The sequence below is a fragment of the Collinsella aerofaciens genome, assembly GCF_039752985.1.
In the GTDB taxonomy this organism is placed as follows: Bacteria; Actinomycetota; Coriobacteriia; order Coriobacteriales; family Coriobacteriaceae; genus Collinsella; species Collinsella aerofaciens_BT.
Map to the genome: position 1 here is coordinate 1 of NZ_JBDMHA010000028.1, position 20105 is coordinate 20105.

At 60.0% G+C, this 20105-nt stretch carries 16 protein-coding genes; 11 read left to right on the plus strand and 5 right to left on the minus strand.

What is annotated here, in order from left to right; all coding sequences use genetic code 11:
- Positions 1–139 precede the first annotated feature (139 nt).
- From ruvA to ABHR76_RS05160, 4 genes are all read left to right on the plus strand, one after another.
- Entirely contained in the window at positions 140–760 is a 621-nt protein-coding gene (ruvA, locus tag ABHR76_RS05145) for a Holliday junction branch migration protein RuvA (protein ID WP_138112928.1), read from the plus strand.
- Positions 760–1827, plus strand: coding sequence for a Holliday junction branch migration DNA helicase RuvB (gene ruvB, locus ABHR76_RS05150; protein ID WP_022095140.1), 1068 nt, complete (start codon positions 760–762; stop codon positions 1825–1827). Before ruvA ends, ruvB begins: the two co-directional genes overlap by 1 nt.
- A 144-nt stretch (positions 1828–1971) precedes the next feature.
- On the plus strand, positions 1972–3639 hold the full coding sequence (locus ABHR76_RS05155) for a formate--tetrahydrofolate ligase (RefSeq protein ID WP_346976977.1): 1668 nt from the start codon (positions 1972–1974) through the stop codon (positions 3637–3639).
- Positions 3640–3819: 180 nt separating this feature from the next.
- Positions 3820–4809, plus strand: a complete 990-nt coding sequence (locus ABHR76_RS05160; RefSeq protein ID WP_138112924.1) for a hypothetical protein — start codon at positions 3820–3822, stop codon at positions 4807–4809.
- Between the two features lie 12 nt (positions 4810–4821).
- On the opposite strand, the gene ABHR76_RS05165 is transcribed toward ABHR76_RS05160, so the two are convergent.
- Positions 4822–6003 carry a cation diffusion facilitator family transporter gene (locus ABHR76_RS05165; protein ID WP_138112922.1) on the minus strand — a complete coding sequence of 394 codons (1182 nt, stop codon included), beginning with the start codon at positions 6001–6003 and terminating at the stop codon, positions 4822–4824.
- Between the two features lie 218 nt (positions 6004–6221).
- Here ABHR76_RS05165 and ABHR76_RS05170 point away from each other — a divergent pair, with 218 nt between their 5' ends.
- Positions 6222–7559: a TFIIB-type zinc ribbon-containing protein gene (locus ABHR76_RS05170; RefSeq protein ID WP_138112920.1), complete on the plus strand. Its 1338-nt coding sequence runs from the start codon at positions 6222–6224 to the stop codon at positions 7557–7559.
- A 425-nt stretch (positions 7560–7984) separates the two neighbouring features.
- Here the strand turns inward: ABHR76_RS05170 and ABHR76_RS05175 are convergent, their stop codons facing one another.
- Complete coding sequence (locus ABHR76_RS05175) at positions 7985–9034, minus strand: PDDEXK nuclease domain-containing protein (protein WP_138374824.1); 1050 nt, start codon at positions 9032–9034, stop codon at positions 7985–7987.
- Between the two features lie 167 nt (positions 9035–9201).
- Here ABHR76_RS05175 and ABHR76_RS05180 point away from each other — a divergent pair, with 167 nt between their 5' ends.
- Positions 9202–9471: a hypothetical protein gene (locus tag ABHR76_RS05180; protein WP_138112918.1), complete on the plus strand. Its 270-nt coding sequence runs from the start codon at positions 9202–9204 to the stop codon at positions 9469–9471.
- A 94-nt stretch (positions 9472–9565) separates the two neighbouring features.
- On the opposite strand, the gene ABHR76_RS05185 is transcribed toward ABHR76_RS05180, so the two are convergent.
- The 3 genes from ABHR76_RS05185 to ABHR76_RS05195 form a co-directional block, all read right to left on the minus strand.
- The gene (locus ABHR76_RS05185; RefSeq protein ID WP_346976978.1) at positions 9566–12055 is read right to left on the minus strand and encodes a phosphatidylinositol-specific phospholipase C; all 2490 of its coding nucleotides are present in this window, start codon (positions 12053–12055) and stop codon (positions 9566–9568) included.
- Positions 12056–12360: 305 nt separating this feature from the next.
- A complete protein-coding gene (locus ABHR76_RS05190) occupies positions 12361–12954 on the minus strand; it encodes a hypothetical protein (protein WP_138112914.1) in 594 nt (197 codons plus the stop codon).
- 241 nt (positions 12955–13195) lie between these two features.
- Entirely contained in the window at positions 13196–13624 is a 429-nt protein-coding gene (locus tag ABHR76_RS05195) for a hypothetical protein (RefSeq protein ID WP_346976979.1), read from the minus strand.
- Between the two features lie 564 nt (positions 13625–14188).
- On the opposite strand from ABHR76_RS05195, the gene ABHR76_RS05200 reads away from it, so the two are divergent.
- The 5 genes from ABHR76_RS05200 to ABHR76_RS05220 all read left to right on the plus strand — a co-directional run bounded on the left by ABHR76_RS05200 (position 14189) and on the right by ABHR76_RS05220 (position 19845).
- Positions 14189–14821: a cyclodeaminase/cyclohydrolase family protein gene (locus ABHR76_RS05200; RefSeq protein ID WP_161159940.1), complete on the plus strand. Its 633-nt coding sequence runs from the start codon at positions 14189–14191 to the stop codon at positions 14819–14821.
- 2 nt (positions 14822–14823) lie between these two features.
- Positions 14824–15678, plus strand: a complete 855-nt coding sequence (locus tag ABHR76_RS05205; protein WP_346976980.1) for a bifunctional 5,10-methylenetetrahydrofolate dehydrogenase/5,10-methenyltetrahydrofolate cyclohydrolase — start codon at positions 14824–14826, stop codon at positions 15676–15678.
- Positions 15679–16033: 355 nt separating this feature from the next.
- Complete coding sequence (locus tag ABHR76_RS05210; protein ID WP_346976981.1) at positions 16034–17557, plus strand: C69 family dipeptidase; 1524 nt, start codon at positions 16034–16036, stop codon at positions 17555–17557.
- 99 nt (positions 17558–17656) lie between these two features.
- A complete protein-coding gene (locus ABHR76_RS05215; protein WP_022095127.1) occupies positions 17657–18073 on the plus strand; it encodes a hypothetical protein in 417 nt (138 codons plus the stop codon).
- An 8-nt stretch (positions 18074–18081) separates the two neighbouring features.
- Positions 18082–19845 (plus strand): ABC1 kinase family protein, encoded by a 1764-nt coding sequence (locus tag ABHR76_RS05220; protein ID WP_138112904.1) that lies wholly within the window; start codon positions 18082–18084, stop codon positions 19843–19845.
- The last annotated feature ends 260 nt before the right edge of the window (positions 19846–20105 follow it).

The window sequence follows — 20105 nt, forward strand, 5'->3', positions numbered from 1 at the left end:
CTCTAACACAGCTCGACCACGACCCGCATCCCGACCATGCCGCCGATGCCCTGGCCTGCGCCATCTGCCACGTAAACCTCAGCCGCACCCGCGCCCTCACCGGTGGCGAGTTCTATCAACAGAGAGGAACCGGATACTGATGATCTCCCAGCTCCACGGAACGCTTGTCGAGGCCACGATGAGCTCGGCTGTCGTCGATGTGTCGGGCGTTGGCTTTGAGCTCGGCATCTCGGGCAGCACTGCGGCCACGTTGCCGACGCCCGGCGGCGAGGTCCGCCTCTACACGCGTATGCAGGTGCGCGAGGACGCCATGACACTTTTCGGTTTTTCCTCAAAGGATGAGCGCACGATGTTCGACCGGCTCGTGTCCGTTTCGGGCGTTGGCCCGCGCCTGGCGCTCGCCGTGCTTTCCACCTATACCGTGGGGCAGCTGTATTCGCTGGTGATGGCCGAGGACGACAAGGGCATGGCCAAGGTACCCGGTGTGGGCAAAAAGACAGCTCAGCGCCTGATCCTGGAACTCAAGAGCACCTTTGCCAAGGATAAGGGCTTTGTGCCGGTCGACGTGATTTCCGGACAGGTTGCGATGCCCGTGCCCGCTGCCGCTCCCTCGGTGATCGATGATGCCCGTGCGGCGCTCCTTTCCATGGGCTTTAGCCCGCAGGAGACCGATGTTGCCCTGAGCGGGTATGATGGGCAGAATATGCGTGTCGAGGATCTGCTCGGCGCGGCGCTTAAGCGACTCGGAATGGATGCGTGATGTGGGAAGCCGATGACTCTCAGGACTTGTGGGCGACGCCCGGTAACTCGCCGGCGGCATCCATGGCGCACGGCGAGCGCATGGTGGGCTCGGAGCTGACGGCCGAGGATCTCGATGTCGACCGCACTTTGCGCCCTCAGCGCCTGGACGATTACTGCGGCCAGGAGCACATCAAGCAGAGCCTGCGCGTGTTGATCGAAGCGGCGCAGAGCCGTGGCGAGACGCTCGACCACGTGATCTTCTCGGGTCCTCCGGGCCTGGGCAAGACCACGCTGGCCACCGTTATCGCCAACGAGCTGGGCGCTCAGATCAAGACCACGAGTGGCCCTGCCATCGCGCGCACGGGCGACCTGGCGGCCATCCTTACTAACTTGCAGCCGGGCGATGTGCTGTTTATCGACGAGATCCACCGCCTCAACCGTTCGGTCGAGGAGGTCCTGTACCCCGCGATGGAGGACTTTGCCCTCGATATCGTGATTGGCAAGGGTCCGGCGGCGCGCTCGATTCGCCTGGATATCCCCAAGTTTACGCTGGTGGCGGCAACGACCCGCTCAGGCATGTTGACCGGCCCGTTGCGCGACCGCTTTGGCATTTCATATCGCCTGGATTACTACACGGTCGAGGAGCTCGCGCAGATTGTGACGCGCTCGGCGACTATCCTGGGCGTGACGATCGACCATCCCAGTGCACTCGAGATCGGCTCGCGTTCGCGCGGCACGCCACGTCTTGCCAACCGTCTGCTCAAGCGCGTGCGCGATTACGCACAGGTGCGCGGCAACGGCCCCATCGAGCTCGATATCTGTCGCCAGGCGCTCGAGTTCTTCGAGATCGACGAGCTCGGTCTGGACTGGATGGATATTCGCATTTTGGAGACGCTCGCCAAGACGTTCTCCGGTCGCGCCGTGGGACTTACGACCCTTGCCAGCGCGGTGGGCGAGGACCCGGGCACGCTCGAGGATGTCTATGAGCCCTATTTGCTGCAGTGCGGATTGATGATTCGTACGCCGCAGGGCCGTCAGGCAACCCTCCGCACCTTTGAGCACCTGGGGATTGAACCTACCGTTTAGGGCGTTTTGTTTTGGCGGGCTGTTGGACTATCGCTGGGCATCGGGTAAACATATCGCCGTTCATCGGTTATGGGCGTTTTACTATTGCGCGCCCGTGCTATGCTGAATTGGTCTTTTTCTCATTCGGTAACGAAAGGACCGCCCATGCCTACTGACATCGAAATCGCACGTTCTGTCACGCCGCTGCCTATTACCGAGGTGGCCAAGAACGCCGGCGTCGACGTTAAGTACCTTATTCCGTACGGCTTCGACAAGGCTAAGGTCGACTATTCACTGCTCAACGAGCCGACTGATCACCAAGCCAAGCTCGTCCTCGTGACCGCTATCAACCCAACGCCCGCGGGCGAGGGCAAGACCACCACGACCATCGGTCTGGCCGATGGCCTGCGTCGTCGCGGTATCAAGAGCGCCGTGGCCCTGCGTGAGCCTTCGCTCGGTCCCGTCTTTGGCGTCAAGGGCGGTGCCGCTGGCGGCGGTTGGGCCCAGGTCATTCCCATGGAGGACATCAACCTGCACTTTACCGGCGACTTCCATGCCATCGGTGCTGCCAACAACCTGCTGGCCGCCATGCTCGACAACCATATTCAGCAGGGCAACCAGCTCGGTATTGACGTTAAGCGCATCACTTGGAAGCGCGCCGTCGATATGAACGACCGTCAGCTGCGCCACGTCATCGACGGCATTGGCGGTAAGGCCCAGGGCGTGCCGCGCGAGGACGGCTTCGATATCACCGTCGCCTCCGAGGTCATGGCAATCCTGTGCCTGTCCACGAGCATCAACGATCTTAAGGAGCGCTTGGGCGAGATCGTTGTCGGCTACAGCTATGCCGGCGAGCCCGTCCGTGCCCGCGACCTCAAGGCCCAGGGTGCCATGGCCGCGTTGCTTAAGGACGCGCTCAAGCCCAATCTGGTGCAAACGCTCGAGGGCACGCCCGCGTTTGTCCACGGCGGTCCCTTCGCCAACATTGCCCACGGCTGCAACTCTATCATGGCCACGCGTATGGCGATGCGCTTTGGCGATGTTGCCATTACCGAGGCCGGCTTTGGCGCCGACCTGGGTGCCGAGAAGTTCCTCGATATCAAGTGCCGCATGACGGGCGTTCGCCCCAGCGCCGTCGTGATCGTCGCTACCGCTCGTGCGCTTAAGTACAACGGTGGCGTCGCCAAGGCCGATCTCAACGAGGAGAACCTCGAGGCACTCAAGGCTGGCATGCCCAACCTGTTGCGTCACGTCGACAACATCCAGAACGTATATGGTCTGCCCTGCGTGGTCGCCATCAATCGCTTCCCGACGGACGCCGAGGCCGAGCTTGCTCTCATCGAGTCCGAGTGCCAGAAGCTCGGCGTCAACGTTAAGCTTTCCGAGGTCTGGGCCAAGGGCGGCGAGGGCGCGCTCGAGCTTGCCGATGAGGTCATGCGTCTGATTGAGCAGCCGAGCGAGCTCAAGTTTGCCTATGAGGACGGCGCTGATGTCGCTGATGCCCTCGAGGCCGTTGCCACCAAGGTCTACCGCGCCGACGGCGTTGACTTTACGCCGGCCGCCAAGCGTCAGCTTGCCGAGCTGCGCGAGAACGGCTTTGGCAACCTGCCGGTATGCGTGGCCAAGACGCAGTACAGCTTTAGCGACAACGCCAAGGCCCTGGGCGCTCCCGAGAACTTCCGCATCACGGTGCGTGAGCTCAAGGTTTCCGCCGGCGCCCACTTTGTGGTCGCACTGACTGGCAGTGTTCTGACCATGCCGGGCCTGCCCAAGGTCCCTGCGGCCGAGAACATCGACGTCGACAACGACGGCAACATCACCGGCCTGTTCTAAGCTCGCTGCTCATAGCCGCTTGCCCGCCCCGTCGCGCCTACCAAGGCCCGGCGGGGCTTTTTGATCCTTAGGCCCGCGCATGTCTTGTAGATACCGACGGACTCTGCCCATCATAGGCTTTTGCGCTGGTAGAATGCATGGATAACTTGATGCTTACAGGCGACGGAAAGGAATCGTTGCATGGATCAGGACAAGACAACCGTGATGGGCGGCTGCGGTTCCGCGCAGGCTGGCGATAGCGCCGATGCGACCCGCGTTGTTCCCAACCCCGGTTATGTCGACCCCGCCGCGACGCAGCCTTCTGCCGAGCCCACACGAGTTATGGGCTATGGCGACGCGGCGCAGGACCCTTACGCTGCATCTTTGCAAAGCCCCTATGGCAACGCGGCGGCAGACCCGTTTGATTACGCGCCGCAGGATTCTTATGCCGCCTCGACGCCGAATCCCTATGATGACCTGCCGCAGAATCCCATTCCGCAGCCTCAGCAGACGACGTATATGCCTCGCACGGCGCAGCCTCGCTACGAGTCGCGCGAGCCGTATCGCGAGTACCCCAAGTCGATTCCGCAATATGGCGAGGACGAGGAAGAGACGCCGTCGCGTTCGTCGAGCGTGATTAAGAAGATCCTCATCGTGCTGGCGATCTTCTTTGCGCTGTCGGTTGTGTTTGCCATCGTGTCGGGCATGCTCAACAAGCGAGGGAGTTCAACGGCCGATACCGCTGCCGAGCAAACCGAGTCCGCCTCGTCTAGCACCGTCGATCTGAGTGATATCCCGGGGCAGTACTGGTCCAACGCCAAGAAGATCCTCAAGTCGCGCGGCGCCGATCTTTCGAATGCCGTGGTCCTGACTGATGATGGCTCAACGCCCGTCGTCGATGCCAACTGGGTCGTTACTTCTGCCTACTATAACGACAACGGCAACCTCGAAATTCAACTCACGCACAAGAACAGTTCGGGCAACTCGTCCGACGGCCAAAGCGGTACCGACAGCTCGAGCTCCAATACGCTGGAGGACTTGAGCAACAAGGCGCAGGAGTTGGGAGACAAGGCGCAAGAGCTGGGCGATACGGCACAAAATCTGGGCGATACCGCGCAGAACTTGGGCGACATGGCGACGGATGCCTGGAACGCCCTACAAAACGGCATCTCGGGCGCGCAGGGAAACTAGCTGTTAAGTGGGCTACAGCTGCTCGGCCGGACGGTCGGGCGAGCTAAAGCCCGAGTCAAACGTAACGACGCATGAGGCATCGGGTCGGCGCTCGTGCACGATGCGCGTGACGAGCCCCAGCAGCTCCTCGTCGGATATGTCAAAGCCGTCGGGACGCACAAGGTCAAATGACACAAAGCCATCGTGCTCGTGCAGGTCGTGGATGGAGAGCGCAGGATCGATCTGCATGATGCCGCGCTTGACCCAGCCGCGCAGGTCGTCGCCGGTGGTGGCGATGGGGTCGCAGTGTAGCGTGATACCGATGCCCATCTGATGCTTGATATCGTGTTCGATGGTGTCCAGAATCTCGTGGTGCTCAAAGGCATCGCCCTCGCCGGGCATTTCCACGTGTGCGCTGGCAAACTGACGGCCGGGGCCGTAGTCGTGCACCATGAGGTCGTGTGTGCCCAGGACCTGCGGATAGGACATGATCTTGTCGCGGATTGCCTGGACGAGCTTGGGGTCGGGCGCTTGCCCCAGCAACGGGCTGATGGCGTCGCGCACCAGGCCCATGCCGCTGATGCAAATGAAGATGCCCACGCCCAGGCCCGCCCAGCCGTCGAGGTCAAAGCCTGTCGCTTGCGAAATAAGCGCCGCCGCTAAGACCGAGCCCGAGGTGATGACGTCGTTTTTGGAGTCCTGCGCCGTGGCGATGAGTGTCTCGGAATCGATGCGGTTGCCCAGCGTGCGGTTGAACGCTGCCATCCAGAGCTTAACGAGCATGGACGTAGCCAGTGCCGCAAGGGAAATAAACGTGTAAGCGGTGGGCGAGGGCTTGATGATCTTGGTGACCGACTCGAGAATCAGGTTGATGCCGACGGCGCAAACCAGGACGGCGACGAACAGGCCGGCTAGGTACTCGTAGCGGCCGTGACCATAGGGGTGGCCTTCGTCTGCCGGGCGGCTGGCAAGGCGGAAACCGAGCAGGCTCACAATGTTGCTCGAGGCATCGGAGAGGTTGTTGAAAGCGTCGGCGATGAGGGAGACGGAGCCGGCGAGCAGACCCGCGATGCCCTTGGCCAGGCACAGGGTGATGTTGAGGCCAATGCAGACGAGGCTTGCGGAAAAGCCCGCGTTGGTGCGGCAAGATGCATCGACCGGCTCGCTCTCGCTGCCGGGAACAAGCGTATGTACCAGCCGATTTACAAATAGCATAGCGGTCGTCCTCACAATCATGTTTAAGGGGATAGTGTAGCTCGCACGGGGGCGCCGTGCGCCGATGCTCAGAAAATGCAGCAATAGTCTGCCGGTGCTAACGAACGAGCCTTCTCGTCTGCCTGGGTGGTCCATTTTGGGCCACATGGGTATGGGCATGTGCCTGCTTGCTCGACATACTTAATGTCGACAGCCCCTGTGCAAAGGAGGACGTTTCCATGGACGAGATGTTTGCCATAAAATGTCAAAACTGCGGCGGCCCTATGTACTCGCACCAGGCTAAGCGCAGCTTTGAGTGCGCCTATTGCGGCACGGTGGTTCCGTGGCAGGCGGACGCCGGAGAGCCCAAGAGCGCTTTGGGTATTCGCCATACGCCGTTGACGGTGGTGGATGGACTGCTCAAACTCACGCATGTGTCGCAACTCGAGCGCCCGCAGGACCCGGACTGGTATTTCTTCAATGCGCACTGGCGCAATCAGTCGGTCCTGGAACATCTGCTGTGGGAGGATCGCGGCACGGCGCAGGAGTTCCAAGAGGCCACGCATGTGAGCATTCCTTGCCCCTTCTGCGGAGCGTCCTTTGAGGGCGAGTCAACGCAGCGTGTGTTTGAGTGCCCGTCCTGCGGCAATAAGATCGGCATTGCGGACCTGCTCAAGCCAGGGACGTTTAGCAAGCGCCTGACCATGGGCGTTGGTGCGGAGTATGTGCCCGAGCAGGGTATTCCCTGCGAAATCTCGCCGCAGCAGGCACGTGCCAACGCGCTGCAGCTGGTGCGCCAGTATCCGGATGCCTTTGCCGGGCACGACGTGGAAGACGCGATCCAAAACGACATGATGCTCTTCTATTTCCCCATGGCGCTGGCGGACTTGCGCATGATGGCGAGCTTCCCGGGCAAGGGCCTGAGCAAGGAGGCCTTGGTGTACTACGAGGTGCTCGACTGGGCATACCCCAGGGCAAACTACCTGGACGTTCGCCTCATGGGCATTTTGGAGCCGTGGGACTTTGCCAAGGTCGGTCCGTTCGATCCCGCCATGCAGGAAGGTGACTTTCGCGTTGTCTCAGTCGATGCGTCTACCAAGGACCAGGTGGTCATTGATAAGTTGGCGCTCGACGTTGCGGGCAACGACGCCGAGGCTGTACTGGGGCTCAATAAAAAGAGCATTCGCATGTGGGCGCGCAAGGCCCGCAAACATAAGGACGGCCTGGTGATGGTGCCGGTCTACTTTGTCGATCGTCCGGCGACAGACGGCCGCGATGGCGAGCAGGTGCGCATTGCCGTAAACGGCCAGACGGGCCGCGCGGCCGCGGTGGTGTTTAGCGACAAGCGCGAAACGCATATCGTGGCGCCGCTCAGCCCGAGCCTGCATCTGTCCGGTGAGAGCACCGTGCACGCCACGCCCTTCGAGGTCAAATACGTTAAATCGCCCTTCCTGTACCAGATCGTGCGCCGTGGAGGCGGCGAGCAACCGCGCCAGGTTGCAGCCGCCGTCGAGGGTTCCTACCGAGAGGAGAAGCCCAAACGCCGCGGTCTGCTGGGTGCGCTATTTGGGAAGTAGGGGAGTAGCACCGGTTGTTGCCGTAAGGTGATGGCCGGGGGTGCGGGGCAGCTCTCAGGAGTGCGGGCTGCCGTCTGATTGTTTGAGGGTGCCAGATGTAAATAAACAGTGGAGCGGCTGCAAAAGAGCCTCCTCACTGGGTAAAATCAGGTTGTGCCGCGGAACCCGCTCCTCAGCTAGTCACACTTCGGAAGCGCGGGCAACGCAGGTATTATCGTCTAAAGGGCCGGCTGCAACCGGCCCTTTTCTGTGGCAGCCAATGGACCCACATCAGACGAAGGCCGCGTCTTTGCCTGTCAGGTCACGCTCGCCAGCCACGGCTAGAATGTCGTTGCCGGCGTCCATGACCGGTATTGTTTCGTAGCGTGCGTCGCAACCGCGAGTGCGCCTGCGACGGCTGCGGTGGCTTCGGTCGCAACGTGCTGCTACCCTTGCGTTTCGCCATTAGTCGCTTCGTTGATGGCGCGGTACTCGGCACTCAGCTCGCGCGCCAGCTCTTCCTTGCTTGGAAGATACGGCAGGTATTTGGCGGTAAACACTTGGTCGTTGTCTTCGGGCAGCGTGTACTCGACAATCGAATCGCTTTTGTCCGCGCAGAGCACGATGCCTATGGGCGGATTGTCGCCTTCGTTCATGAGCTCGCGCGTGTAGTAGTTCACATACATTTGCATCTGGCCCAGGTCCTGATGCGTAAGGTCGTCCGTCTTAAGGTCGATGAGCACGAAGCAGCGCATCAGATAGTTGTAAAAAACAAGGTCAATATAGAAATGGCGCCCATCAAAGGTGATGCGCTTTTGGCGCGCCTCGAAAGCGAAACCACGGCCAAGCTCCAGCAGGAACTTCTGAAGATGCGTGATGAGCGCCTGCTCTAGATCGCTCTCGCGAAACGCAGTATCGTCCGAGAAACCTAAAAACTCCAGTACATATGGGTCGCGGATGATATCCTCGGGGCGACGAGCCGGGGCGCTCTTTTGGATTTCCTGGGTGACGGCCTCCTTGTCCTTGCTGGCAAGTAGGCGCTCGCGGAACATGGTGTTGATCTGGCGTTCGAGCTGACGCGTGCTCCAACGAGAATCGGCGCATTCGTTCATGTACCATGTTCGAGCATCAGGGTCGGTTATACGCGATAACCTGCGGTAATGTGTCCAATTCAATTCGGAACGCAGCGCGTTCCGGATTGGGAACGCAAGATAAAACTGACGCATGTATCTTAAGCTTCTGGCGTTGAAGCCTCTGCCAAAATCCTTAGTCAATCTAACGGCAAGTTCGTCGATCAGTGCATCGCCATACTTGGCGCGCCCCTCTCCGCCCTGTTCATCAACAATACTCTTGCCGATCTCCCAATATGCCTCAACCATCGCAAAGTTAACGGCGGTATAGGCCTTGTCGCGAGCGGCGTTGAGAATCGAGGAGACCTGCTTGTAAAAACCTTCGGGCACGATTGCCGATTCTCCACGGTTTACCAGTTCGCCCATCACTGTCGCCCCACTTTCCTTTTGTGGAATGCGTCTTTATCGCATTTAGTTTAAAGCCTCGCGCGGACACGAATTGCTGTGCTGTCTGACATCTTCGCATGGGGCCTTGCGGTGACTAAAATGTGACCATAGAGGCAGTTTTAGCGAATCCCACGGGAGTGACGCGTATGGACAATAACACGCTGCTATTCCAGGACAAAGGTTCGGGTAGGTATAAAGACGTCAAGATCTACCCCAACCGTATTGAGGTGCTCAAGAAGGGCACTTTTGGTGGCAAGCACACCGAGATTGTCTATCTTAAGGACATTACGGGGGTCAACAGGATCAAGGGCCGCGATGTTTTTCTGCGTAACAGGCTGTTGACTGCTTGTGTTTTTAGCCTGAGCAGCCGTGCGAAGGCCCAGGAGTTTGTTAACGCGCTGAACATGGTGATGTAGCCTATGGCGGCGTTTGGGCCAAGGTAAAAATCGGGGGCACAGAACGGTGTCCTGCGCCCCCCATTGAGTCGATGTGTCTAAAAGGCCGGCTTGCCTATTCGCTACCGTCCCCAGCGTTTTCGCGGTCGTTGGCAAGCATTGCCGCGCCGGCGACCGTTGTCGCTACGGCGGCGGCAGCGAGCCCGGCGGCAATGCCGGAGCCGTCGCCCGTGTCGGCGAGTTTTCCGCCCGAGTTCTTGCCCTTGTTGCCCTTACCGTTCTTATCAGCGCTGCCTGCGTTGGAACCCGTGCCACCGTCGGTGCCGGTGCCGCCTGCACTGCTCGAGGCCGCTACGGTAAAGCTCGCGGCTCCGTCATTAGCAAGCTTGTAGTTTTGCGCCGCGTCGCCCAAAAGACCGTTCGCGCGCACCCAGTACGTTCCCGCGGTAAATGCCTCGCCCTCGACCATTGCCGTGCCCGGAGCGCCGTCCGCGTCGTGCACAAACTCGAGCTGAGCCGTGCAGGCATCGTTTTCGAGTTTGCCCTCGAGCAGCGCCGCGACCTTTGTGCGCACATCCTCGCCGGCCTTAAGGCCTTCGAGCCCCTCAAAGTGGGGTGTCAGTGCGCGCGGATCGATATCGATGGGCACGGATCCCTGCAGCCCCGTAACGGTCTCGTTGCCCAAGGCGTCGACATCCACGTATTCGATGGTAAACGCATGGCCCGAAGCCGCCACGTTGAGTACGTTGCTGCTGTCGACAAGGCGGAAATGGCCCTCGCCAACGGTCTTGCCATCCTGGAGCGAGGCATCGCTCAGCGAGTCGCCGTACGTCATGCGCATGCGGGTCGGGAGGCAGCACGAAGCCGACTGCGTGTGCTTCGTATCGTAATTGTAATTGCGCTGGTAGATGCTCCGGGCCAGCGCCGCATCAACAAAGTCGGATGCGATGATGCCAATGTGCTTGAGGTAATCTGACTTTGTATCCTCGATGCCGCTGGGATTGATGTACGGGCTCTTATACAGATGCTCGTTGACTACTCGTGCCGAGGTAAAAGGATTGCCTCCGTGCGACAAGCCCGTGCAGCTGGTGTAGTTGATAGACCAGCAACGCTCCAGGACTTTCTCCTTGGCCCCGTTATCGTCCTCGACATCTACCTCGTTGCGCGTGCGCCCGGTCGTTTCCTTCAGCGCATTATCGACCCAGCTGAGCTTGTCGGTTCCCGTGAGTTTGTACTTGTCCTGGGCGTATACCTTGGTGCAATAGGGCTCTTTGTCGCCTGTTTCCCCCGCGGCTTCAAAGCCCCGCGCGTCTTGGACGAGACACATGGAACTGCTGTCGGTGTGCACTGCGATTTTGTTATCCCATTCGGTGAGGTCGAGTCCCCACGTGTGGCCGCTTACGCTGTCGCCGTCGAGTCCAAATCGACGTAGCAGGACGATCTTTCCGCGCACCTCGCCCAGTGTGGGAACGCGGCTCGACGTATAGAACAGTTTGGGGTTGTCGTCCAAAACCTTGGCGAAAGCCGTCGTAACACTTTCGTCGGTAGCCTCGTCGTTGCCTCGTGATACAAGCATGATGAGCGCTTCTGTCGGGTTTTCGTTCAAAAACGTTTTGAAGTAGCCTATGACATCGGAGAGATGCAGATAGTTCCCGTCTTTTTTGAGTAGGTAGAAAATCCCGTGGTCGATGCCGGGGTCATCGCCCTTTCCGAGCCGGATATCGAAATAGCGAATGCCTTCGAGCAACTGCGTGGGAATGTAATCCTGCTGGCATTTTACTTGCGAGGATTGGGGCTCAGTGTCGTTGTCCACGCTGCAGGTGCCCGAATCGTGCGTACCCGGGATGCTCAGCTCGTCGAGGAACTTGTTGTCGTCGACGTATTTCATCCAACATGGTCCGTCGACGTAGCTGCTGTACGTGATCCAGTCGAGGCTGCTAACCGTGGCATCGTTCTTTTTCATGTCGTAACCGATAAGTTCGAGCTCCCACGGAATGCTCTTACTCTTATGGCAGATCTTATTGTTGTCCTGGTCTTTGCCGTTCGATTCTATTGCCAGGTACTTAATGTCTTTTTTCTCGGTTTCTTTCTCGACCGTGCGGTCTCGGATGATGTAGGTTCCGTTTGATTGACGCTCGAACGCAAAAGCGCGGCTGGGCTTGTTGTCATACTCGCCGCCCCATACGTGGATGACCTTTCCATCTTTGTCCGAGTCGTCGTCGACCGACCAAATGCTGTAGCCCGTCTTTTTATGCTCTTCGAAATTGAGCAAGGTGCGGATGGCGTACCAGTTTGTATCGTCATTCTTGGTCGTTACGTTCTCAAGGATGAGCTTGCTGGACGTGCCGTCGTTAAACAGGTGACAGACGTTGCCGCGAACGTTGCCGTCTTGGTTGACGCTCGCGGTGCGAAAATAGCCCGCGGGGCGAAGGCGAATGACGAAATTGTGGAGGCTGTCCGACGGTGCGGGTGTGTTGTCTGCAAATGCCGCTCGCAGGGGAATGCCCGGCGCTGCGGTTTCGGGCAGGCTTGCAAGTGGTGACAACGCCGCAAGCCCTAGGCCCAGCGTAAACGCTCGGCGGCTGATGGCATGGTGTTCGGTCATAACTTCTCCATTCGCAGAGTGCGGTTATGCGATAGTTTTGGTCACTATACTGCCCAGATGTTTAAAGATGCTGGTTTAATTGTCTGCGCGGCGCAATAAATCGGTGGGCGGACGTGTTGGGGTGTTTGTCGTTTTCGTACTGTTGCCACATTTGGGGCGGTTCCGGCGTCCGGCATCCTCGCGTTCGTCGGCTACAGGCATAAGAAAGGGAGGGTCGGTTTACCGGCCCTCCCTGGGTACGAAGCGCTGGGGTACCGTCGCTTGTTTGCACTGCGACCGTGTTTCCCGTTGCGCTCGCCAGTCGCTTAGCGCTTGATCTCGATATCGTCGAGCTTGACGTCCATGGCCTCGGTCTTGGCCTCGGCGATGTCGTCGGCAAATTCCAGAGACTTCATCATGGTCTCGACGGCGTCCTTGTGCTCCTCGACGTTGTCGATACGCACATACACACTGCCGCCGTCAACGTCGGTGAAGTATTCGGTCGTTACGCCGCCCGAGTGTGTATAGGAAGCGTTGCGCCAAGTCTTGCCGTTGTACTTGACGGGGTCATTCTCGGTCCACTCAAAGCTGGCATTCCACTTTGCCTCGTAGTCGAACAGTTCATCGGCGTTCTTGTCAGAGTCGAAGACGGGGATGAAGCGATCGCTGGCGTGCTCGCTCTCGGTGAACTTAAACTGGGCCCTGTCGGCGGTGTCGCCTGCGACGTCGGTGATCTCGACGCCCTCGGGGACCTCGACCTTAAACCAAATGAAGTCGGTCCTCATATCCACGGCTGGCTTTTCTGCTCCGCCGCCACCTCCACTGCCGGTAGCGCCGCCGCTGCCACCGCAGCCCACCAGGGCAACCGCGGCAAAGAGACTGATGCAGAGGGTGAGAATCGCAAAGGCCTTCTTTTTCATGGTCGTGTCCTCCTCGATCTGTAACCGCCCATGGATTACCTGCCTTTACTGTACGCGTGGACGGCTCGCTAGGGTGGGCCATGTGTCCCATTCTGAGGGCCGGATTTGCGCCGTTAAGTGGCAATATGCACGGGTCCAAAAGAGGGGAGGGCCGGTGCTGTCGGCCCTCCCCGGGTTGGGCGCCCGTTGTTTTAATGGGGCGCATGTGCGCGGGTGCGCGTAGGCGCGTGCGGGTGTCCCGTTACTTGATCTCGATGCTCGAAATCTCGACTTCGCGTGCCTCGGAAACTGCCTCTTCCATGTCATCGGGGAACTCGATGGAGTTGAGGAGTGCCTCGGCTTCTTTCTTGTGCTGGTCGAAGTTCGAGATGAGGACGTAGACGCTTCCCGGCTCAACATCGGTAAAAAGCATGGTTGAGATGCCGCTGTTGTCCTCGTATGTTCCGACGAGCCACGTCCTGCCGTTATACTCGACGGACCCGCCATCCTTCCACTGGAACGTATCCCCCTTCTTTTCCGCCTGGTCGGCGTGGGATTCCTCGGCCGTCAGCGCTTTTTTCCAAACGGGGATAAAGCGATCGGCCGAGGCGTTCTCGTCTTCGGGGAAGGTGAGCTGGACCCTGTCGGCATTCTTGCCGGCAGAGTCGCTTACGCCGACGCCCTCGGGCATCTCGACCTTAAACCAGATGTAGTCGGTCTTCTTGGCGACGGGGCCTTTTCCTTGCTCTCGCTCTTGGGGGCGCTGCCGCCGCCCGATGCGCTCCCGCCGCAGCCCACAAGGGCGAGCGCGGCAAAGAGGGCGATGCAAAGGGAAAGGATTGATAGGGTCTTTTTCATCATGGTGGCGTCCTCCTTGTCTGCTGATGACATCACGGCGCCGCATGCTGTTGGGGTACTGATTGCGCTGGCGGCGGATGTCTCTGTGTACTGTGCGACTTATGCCTCCGTTCATCGCTTGTGGCCGTTGCGCGGCCGTTCCCCAACGGGTTCCTTACTAACGGGTTCCTTACTTATAGATATGCCCCAGCTTGTGCTGCTCGGGAGTCTCGAAAGGTGGGCCATGTGTCCCATGTTTGCGTTGGCATGGCCTATCGTGTGCCATAGAAATCCGCGATGGCCAGGTGCGCTGACGCTCGCGTACTTATGGGCTAGACTTAGCACCATTACGTGATCGATGCGGTCGGCCGGCGTCGGTCGCCCGACCGATATATATGACTTGAAGGTGCGTGTGCGTATGAGCCAAGAGATGATGGATAAAACCTGTCGCGGTTTTGCCGAGGCGCTGGCCGCGCGCGAGCCAGTTCCCGGTGGTGGCAGCGCGAGCGCTTTTGTGGGCGCGCTGGGCGCCTCGCTGTGCGGAATGGTTGCCCGCTACGGTGCGACCAATCCCGCGCTTGCTGATCGCGCAGACGATCTGACGCGTGCGTTTGCCCAGGCAGACGAGTTGGCGCAGGAGCTTGTGGGTCTGGTCGCCGAGGACGTTCGTGCGTACGGCCAGGTGTCCGCTGCGTACGGTATTCCGCGTGAGGACCCGGCCCGACCGGCTGCGATTCAGGATGCGCTGCATGTGGCCGCTATGCCGCCGTATCGCATTATGGATGCCTGCGGGCGCGCACTGGCGCTGCTCGAGGACATGGCCGACAAGGGTTCGCGTCAGCTGCTGTCCGATGTGGCGTGCGGCGCCGTATTCTGCCGCGCCGCCATGCAGGGCGCGAGCTTGACGCTCTTTGCGAACACCACGTCTATGAAGGATCGCGCACGCGCCGAGGAGCTCGAGACGGCGTGTGATGAGTTGCTCGACACATGGTTGCCGCGCGCCGATGCGCTGGCGCGCCGCGCCTCCGACGCTGCAAGAAAGAGGGGATAGCCATGGCTGAGCTACTGAAGGGTGCTCCCGTCGCCCGCGCTTTGACTGAGGAGCTCGCTGCCCGCTGCGCTGCGCTGCGCGAACGCGGTGTTGTTCCGACGCTTGCTATCGTGCGTGTGGGTGAACGCGAGGACGACCTATCCTACGAGCGCGGCGCCCTTAAACGCTGCGAAAAGGTTGGCATCGAGGCGCGTCGCGTGTTGCTTCCTGCCGGTGTTTCGCAAGACGAGCTGTTGACGGCCATCGAGGACATCAATGCCGACTCGGCTGTTCATGGCTGTCTGATGTTTCGCCCGCTGCCCGCCGGCCTTGACGAGAACGCCGTCGCCGCAGCGCTCGATCCCGCCAAGGACGTTGACTCCATGACGCCGGCTTCGCTGCTCACCACGCTTTTGGGGCGCGGCGAGGGTTTTGCCCCCTGCACAGCTGAAGCCGTGCTTGCTTTGCTGGATCATTACGGCGTTGAGCTGGACGGCGCCAAAGTTGCCGTGGTCGGACGCTCACTGGTAATTGGCCGCCCCGTTGCCGCCATGCTTACGGCGCGCAACGCAACCGTGACGACGTGCCATACGCATACGCGCGATCTTGCCGCCGAGTGCTGTGCTGCCGACATTGTGGTTGCCGCCGTTGGACGCGCGCGCACGATTGGCGCAGATGCGGTCCGCGAGGACCAGGCGATTATCGATGTTGGCATTAATTGGGACGAAGCCGCTGGCAAGCTGGTCGGCGACGTCGATTTTGATGCCGCGGAGCCGGTTGTTGGCGCAATCACCCCCGTGCCGGGTGGCGTGGGTGCCGTGACGACAGCAATTCTCGCCAAGCACGTGATCGAGGCGGCTGAGCGCGCGGTAAAATAGGCGTTTGGAGGCTGTTTAGGGGGTTGGTTAGATACCCCGTGGTCAAAAAATGCCAAATATGAGTACTGTTGCCAAGTTAGTCACATATGTTTGAGATCATTTTGGCTCTTTAGCGATAAGTAATATCGTTAAAGAGCCAATTTTATTGGACGTATGGGGAATTACTAGACTCAGTTTTTGGACAGGTGAGGATTCCCGGCGCCCGGAACAGTGCAATTTGCTGCCACTAAATTTGTGACAGTACTCATATTTGGCATTTTTTGACCACGGGGGCTGCCGAGGCCGTGGTTTCGCCCTTTCTGCGCCGAAGCGATACACTGTTGCCGTTTGATTTTTTCGCTCAAGGAGGATGCGCATGCCGTGCACAACGATTCTGGTCGGTAAAAACGCAAGCTACGACGGGTCGACCCTGGTCGCGCGTAACGAGGACTCGTCCAACGGGGTATTTGAGCCCAAGCGCATGCGCGTAGTGCATCCCGACGAGCAGCCGCGCGTCTACACGAGCGTCCTGAGCCACCTGACCGTTGAGCTGCCCGATAACCCCATGCGCTATACGAGCGTCCCCGATGTTGTTCCGGGCCACGGTATCTGGGCCGAGGCCGGTTTCAACGAGCTCAATGTTGGCATGTCCGCAACCGAGACGCTTACCACCAACGAGCGCGTCCGCGGCGCCGATCCGCTCGTGGACTACGTGCCCGCCAAGGGCAACGAGGGTGAGGACGGCTATGTGCCGGCGCAGCCCGGTGGCCTGGGCGAGGAGGACATGGTGACCCTGGTGCTGCCGTATGCCAAGTCCGCCCGCGACGGCGTGCGTATCTTGGGCGACCTGCTCGAGCGCTACGGCACTTACGAGAACAACGGCATCGCCTTTAGCGACGTGGACGAGATCTGGTGGCTCGAGACCATCGGCGGTCACCACTGGATCGCCAAGCGCGTGCCTGACGACGCCTATGTGACCATGCCCAACCAGCTGGGCATCGACAGCTTTGACCTGGATGACGCCGAGGGCGCCCAGGCCGACCACATGTGCTCCGCCGACCTGCGCTCCTGGATGGCCGAGTGGCATCTGGACCTGACGCTGGGCGTCGAGGGCGACGGTCCGGCTGCGGTCTTTAACCCGCGCGAGGCCTTTGGCTCGCACAGTGACAGCGACCACGTCTACAACACGCCGCGCGCCTGGTACATGCAGCGCTGCCTCAACCCCAGCGATGTGTGGGACGGTCCCGAGGCCGATTACACGCCCGAGAGCGACGACATCCCCTGGAGCCGCGTGCCCGAGCGCAAGGTGACCATCGAGGACATCAAGTACGTGCTTTCGAGCCACTACCAGGGCACGGAGTACGACTGCTACGGCAGCAAGGGTACGTCCGCCACGCGCGGCGCCTATCGTCCCATCGGCATCAACCGCAACAGCCAGCTTGCCGTGTTGCAGCTGCGCCCCTATGCGCAGCCGGCCTACCGCGCCGTGCAGTGGATGGCCTTTGGTTCCAACTCGTTTAACGCGCTGGTTCCGCTGTACGCCAACGTCGAGACTATGCCCGAGTACTATGCCGACACGCAGGCTCGCGTGACGTCCGAAAACTTCTACTGGGCCAACCGCCTGATCGGCGCGCTGGCTGACGTCCGCTTCCATGAGTGCGGCCGCGCGGTCGAGGATTATCAGGAGAAGATCGGTGGCATGGGCCACAAGCAGATCCATGACGTCGACGCTGCCGTAGCCGCTCTGCCCGAGGTCGAGGTGCCTGCCGAGCTTGCACGCGCCAACGAGGCCTTTGCCGAGCGTGTTCGCGTGGAGACCGATGCCCTGCTGGGCAAGGTGCTTTACACCACGAGCTGCGCCATGAAGAACTCTTTCGCGATGAATGACAACGTGAGGTAGGGATTTCCCGTCGATCGAATAGCGCTAAAACGCTTTGTCGCTTTCGCTCAATCTTGGGTACAAGAACGCCAATGCAGTTGTTTGTGATTGGAGACAACCATGGTTATGAAACTCGATCAGCTTGTTAACGGCGCCATTAACGTGGGCTTTGGCGCTGCCGCCGTTGCTGTCGAAGGCGGCAAGAAGGTCCTCGACGACCTTAACACCAAAGGCGAGCAGGTCCGCAAGGACACCGCCACCCCCGATATCGCCCGCAGCGTGTCCGACATGTTCGAGCAGGCCGGTGGCACCATCTCCGATCTGACCGAGCGCTTGGGCATACAGGGCGAGACTGCGGCCCAGCGCGTGCTCGACGAGCTCATCCTTGCCCGCGTCCGCGTTATGACCGCCCCTGAGCGCACGGCCTTCCTAGCCCATGTGCGCGACATCGTCGATTCGGTCGAGGACAACGTGACCTCGGTGCCCGTCGAGTCCGTTGAGCCCGACGATGCGAAGGATACCGAAGAGGCCGAGTAGCAGCGCAGATGGCAGATTCCACCACCGATTACAACAATCTAGATCCTTTGGGTGACGAGGCGGCGGTTGTCGATGAGGTCGATGCCGCCGTCTCGGGCGCTCGCAAAAAGCCGCGCGCTGTCGATATGGTGCCCGAAGAGCCCGACGCGATGGCGCCGGACGAGGAATACCAGCTCACGCCGGCGGGTCGTCGCGAACGCATCGGGCAGATTGTTCGCTTGGTCAAAAAGTACCGTGTGTGGGATAACCTCACGCCGGTTCGCTTGCGCCGCCTGCTCGAGGAGCTCGGCCCCATGTTCGTCAAGATGGGGCAGATTCTGGCCAACCGGTCCGAGATTCTGCCGCAGCGCTTTTGCGATGAGCTGCGCCGTCTGCGTTCCGACGTGGAGCCGGTGCCGTACGAGGTAGTGCTCCGCTGCTTGGAAGAGGAATACGGCCTGCGCCTGGGGGAGATGTTCGATGCGATCGACCCCAATCCGCTTGGTAGCGCATCGCTCGCGCAGGTGCACCGCGCTCGTCTGGTGACGGGCGAGGACGTAGCCGTCAAGGTGCAGCGCCCCGGTGCGCAGCAGGTTATGGCGCAGGACATCGATATCATCCGCTCGGTGGTGCGCATTGTTTCCAAGTTCGTCAACACCGATCAATTCGTTGACCTGCACGGCGTAGTCGAGGAGTTGTGGACCTCGTTTCGCGAGGAGACCAACTTTTTGGCCGAGGCCAAAAACCTCAACGACTTCTACGAGTTCCATAAGAGCGTTCATGGCGTGACGTGCCCTAAATCCTATCTGGACCTGTGCACCGAGCACGTGGTGGTTATGGACTACGTCGACGGCATTTCGATCGCCGATCCTGAACACTTGGTGGCCGAGGGCTATGACTTGGAAAAGATCGGTGCTGCAATCGTCGAGGACTACTCGACGCAGGTGCTCGACGACGGCTTTTTCCATGCTGACCCGCATGCGGGAAACATCATCCTCAAGGACGGCATTGTCTACTTTATCGACTTGGGCATGGTCGGACGCATGTCGAGCCACGATCGCGGTATCGTCAAGGACATGATTTTCGCCGTGGCCGAGGGTGACGTGCCCAAGCTCAAGGATTCGCTCATGCGCTTCGCCGTGACGCGTGGCGACTCGGCTGAGCTCGATCATTCGGCCTTTTTGTCCGATCTTGACTTTATCGTGGCTGACTTTGCGGGCCTTGACCTGAAGGATCTGGATATCGGCGAGTTTTTGACCTCGCTGCTAAACTTGGCGCGCAAAAACGACGTTGAGCTGCCGAGCGTGGTGACGATGTTCGCGCGCGGCATGGTGACGCTCGAGGGTCTGCTGACCGAGTACATGCCCAACGTCAACATGATCCAGATCATCCAGACGCACATCAAAAACGAGAAGAGCACCTACGCCCGCATGCGCGAGATGAGCCGCGATCTTGCCGCGAGCAGCTATCGCGCGGCAAAAGGCTCGCTCGAGGCGGCCGAGTATCTGGGCTTGGCTTCGCGCATGCTCACACGCGGCCAGCTTAAGGTGAACACGCAGATCATGAGCAGCGATAAGGCGCTGCGACAGCTGGGTGGAATTATCGACCGCATGTCGATGGCTATTGTTATCGCCGGCTTGTTTATCGGTTCGTCGGTGGTGTACTACGCGCGCATCGAGCCGGTTGTGTTTGGTATCCCGGTCATTGGCTTTATGGGCTACGTGAGCGCGCTGGTGCTGGCGCTTATGCTGGGCCGCAATATCTGGCTCAACAGCCACGGCGGCAAGCGCTAGAGGCTGCGACCGTCACCGCATTTTCCTTTCGCAAACAATAGCTTTTACCTTGGGCTTCGCCTGCGTGCGAGGCCCTTTTGCGTGATAGCATATTGACGGTTTTAATCGATGGCCTAGATGGTGGTGCGGAGACGCACGAATGCGCGGTTTTCCTGCGCGTTTGGGGGAATCGGGGTGCAAGTCCCCGGCTGTACCAGTAACCGTAATTCCTCTTGGCTCGGGATGTTCGCGTCGCAGATCGGACGGCGCGCCTGAGCCGT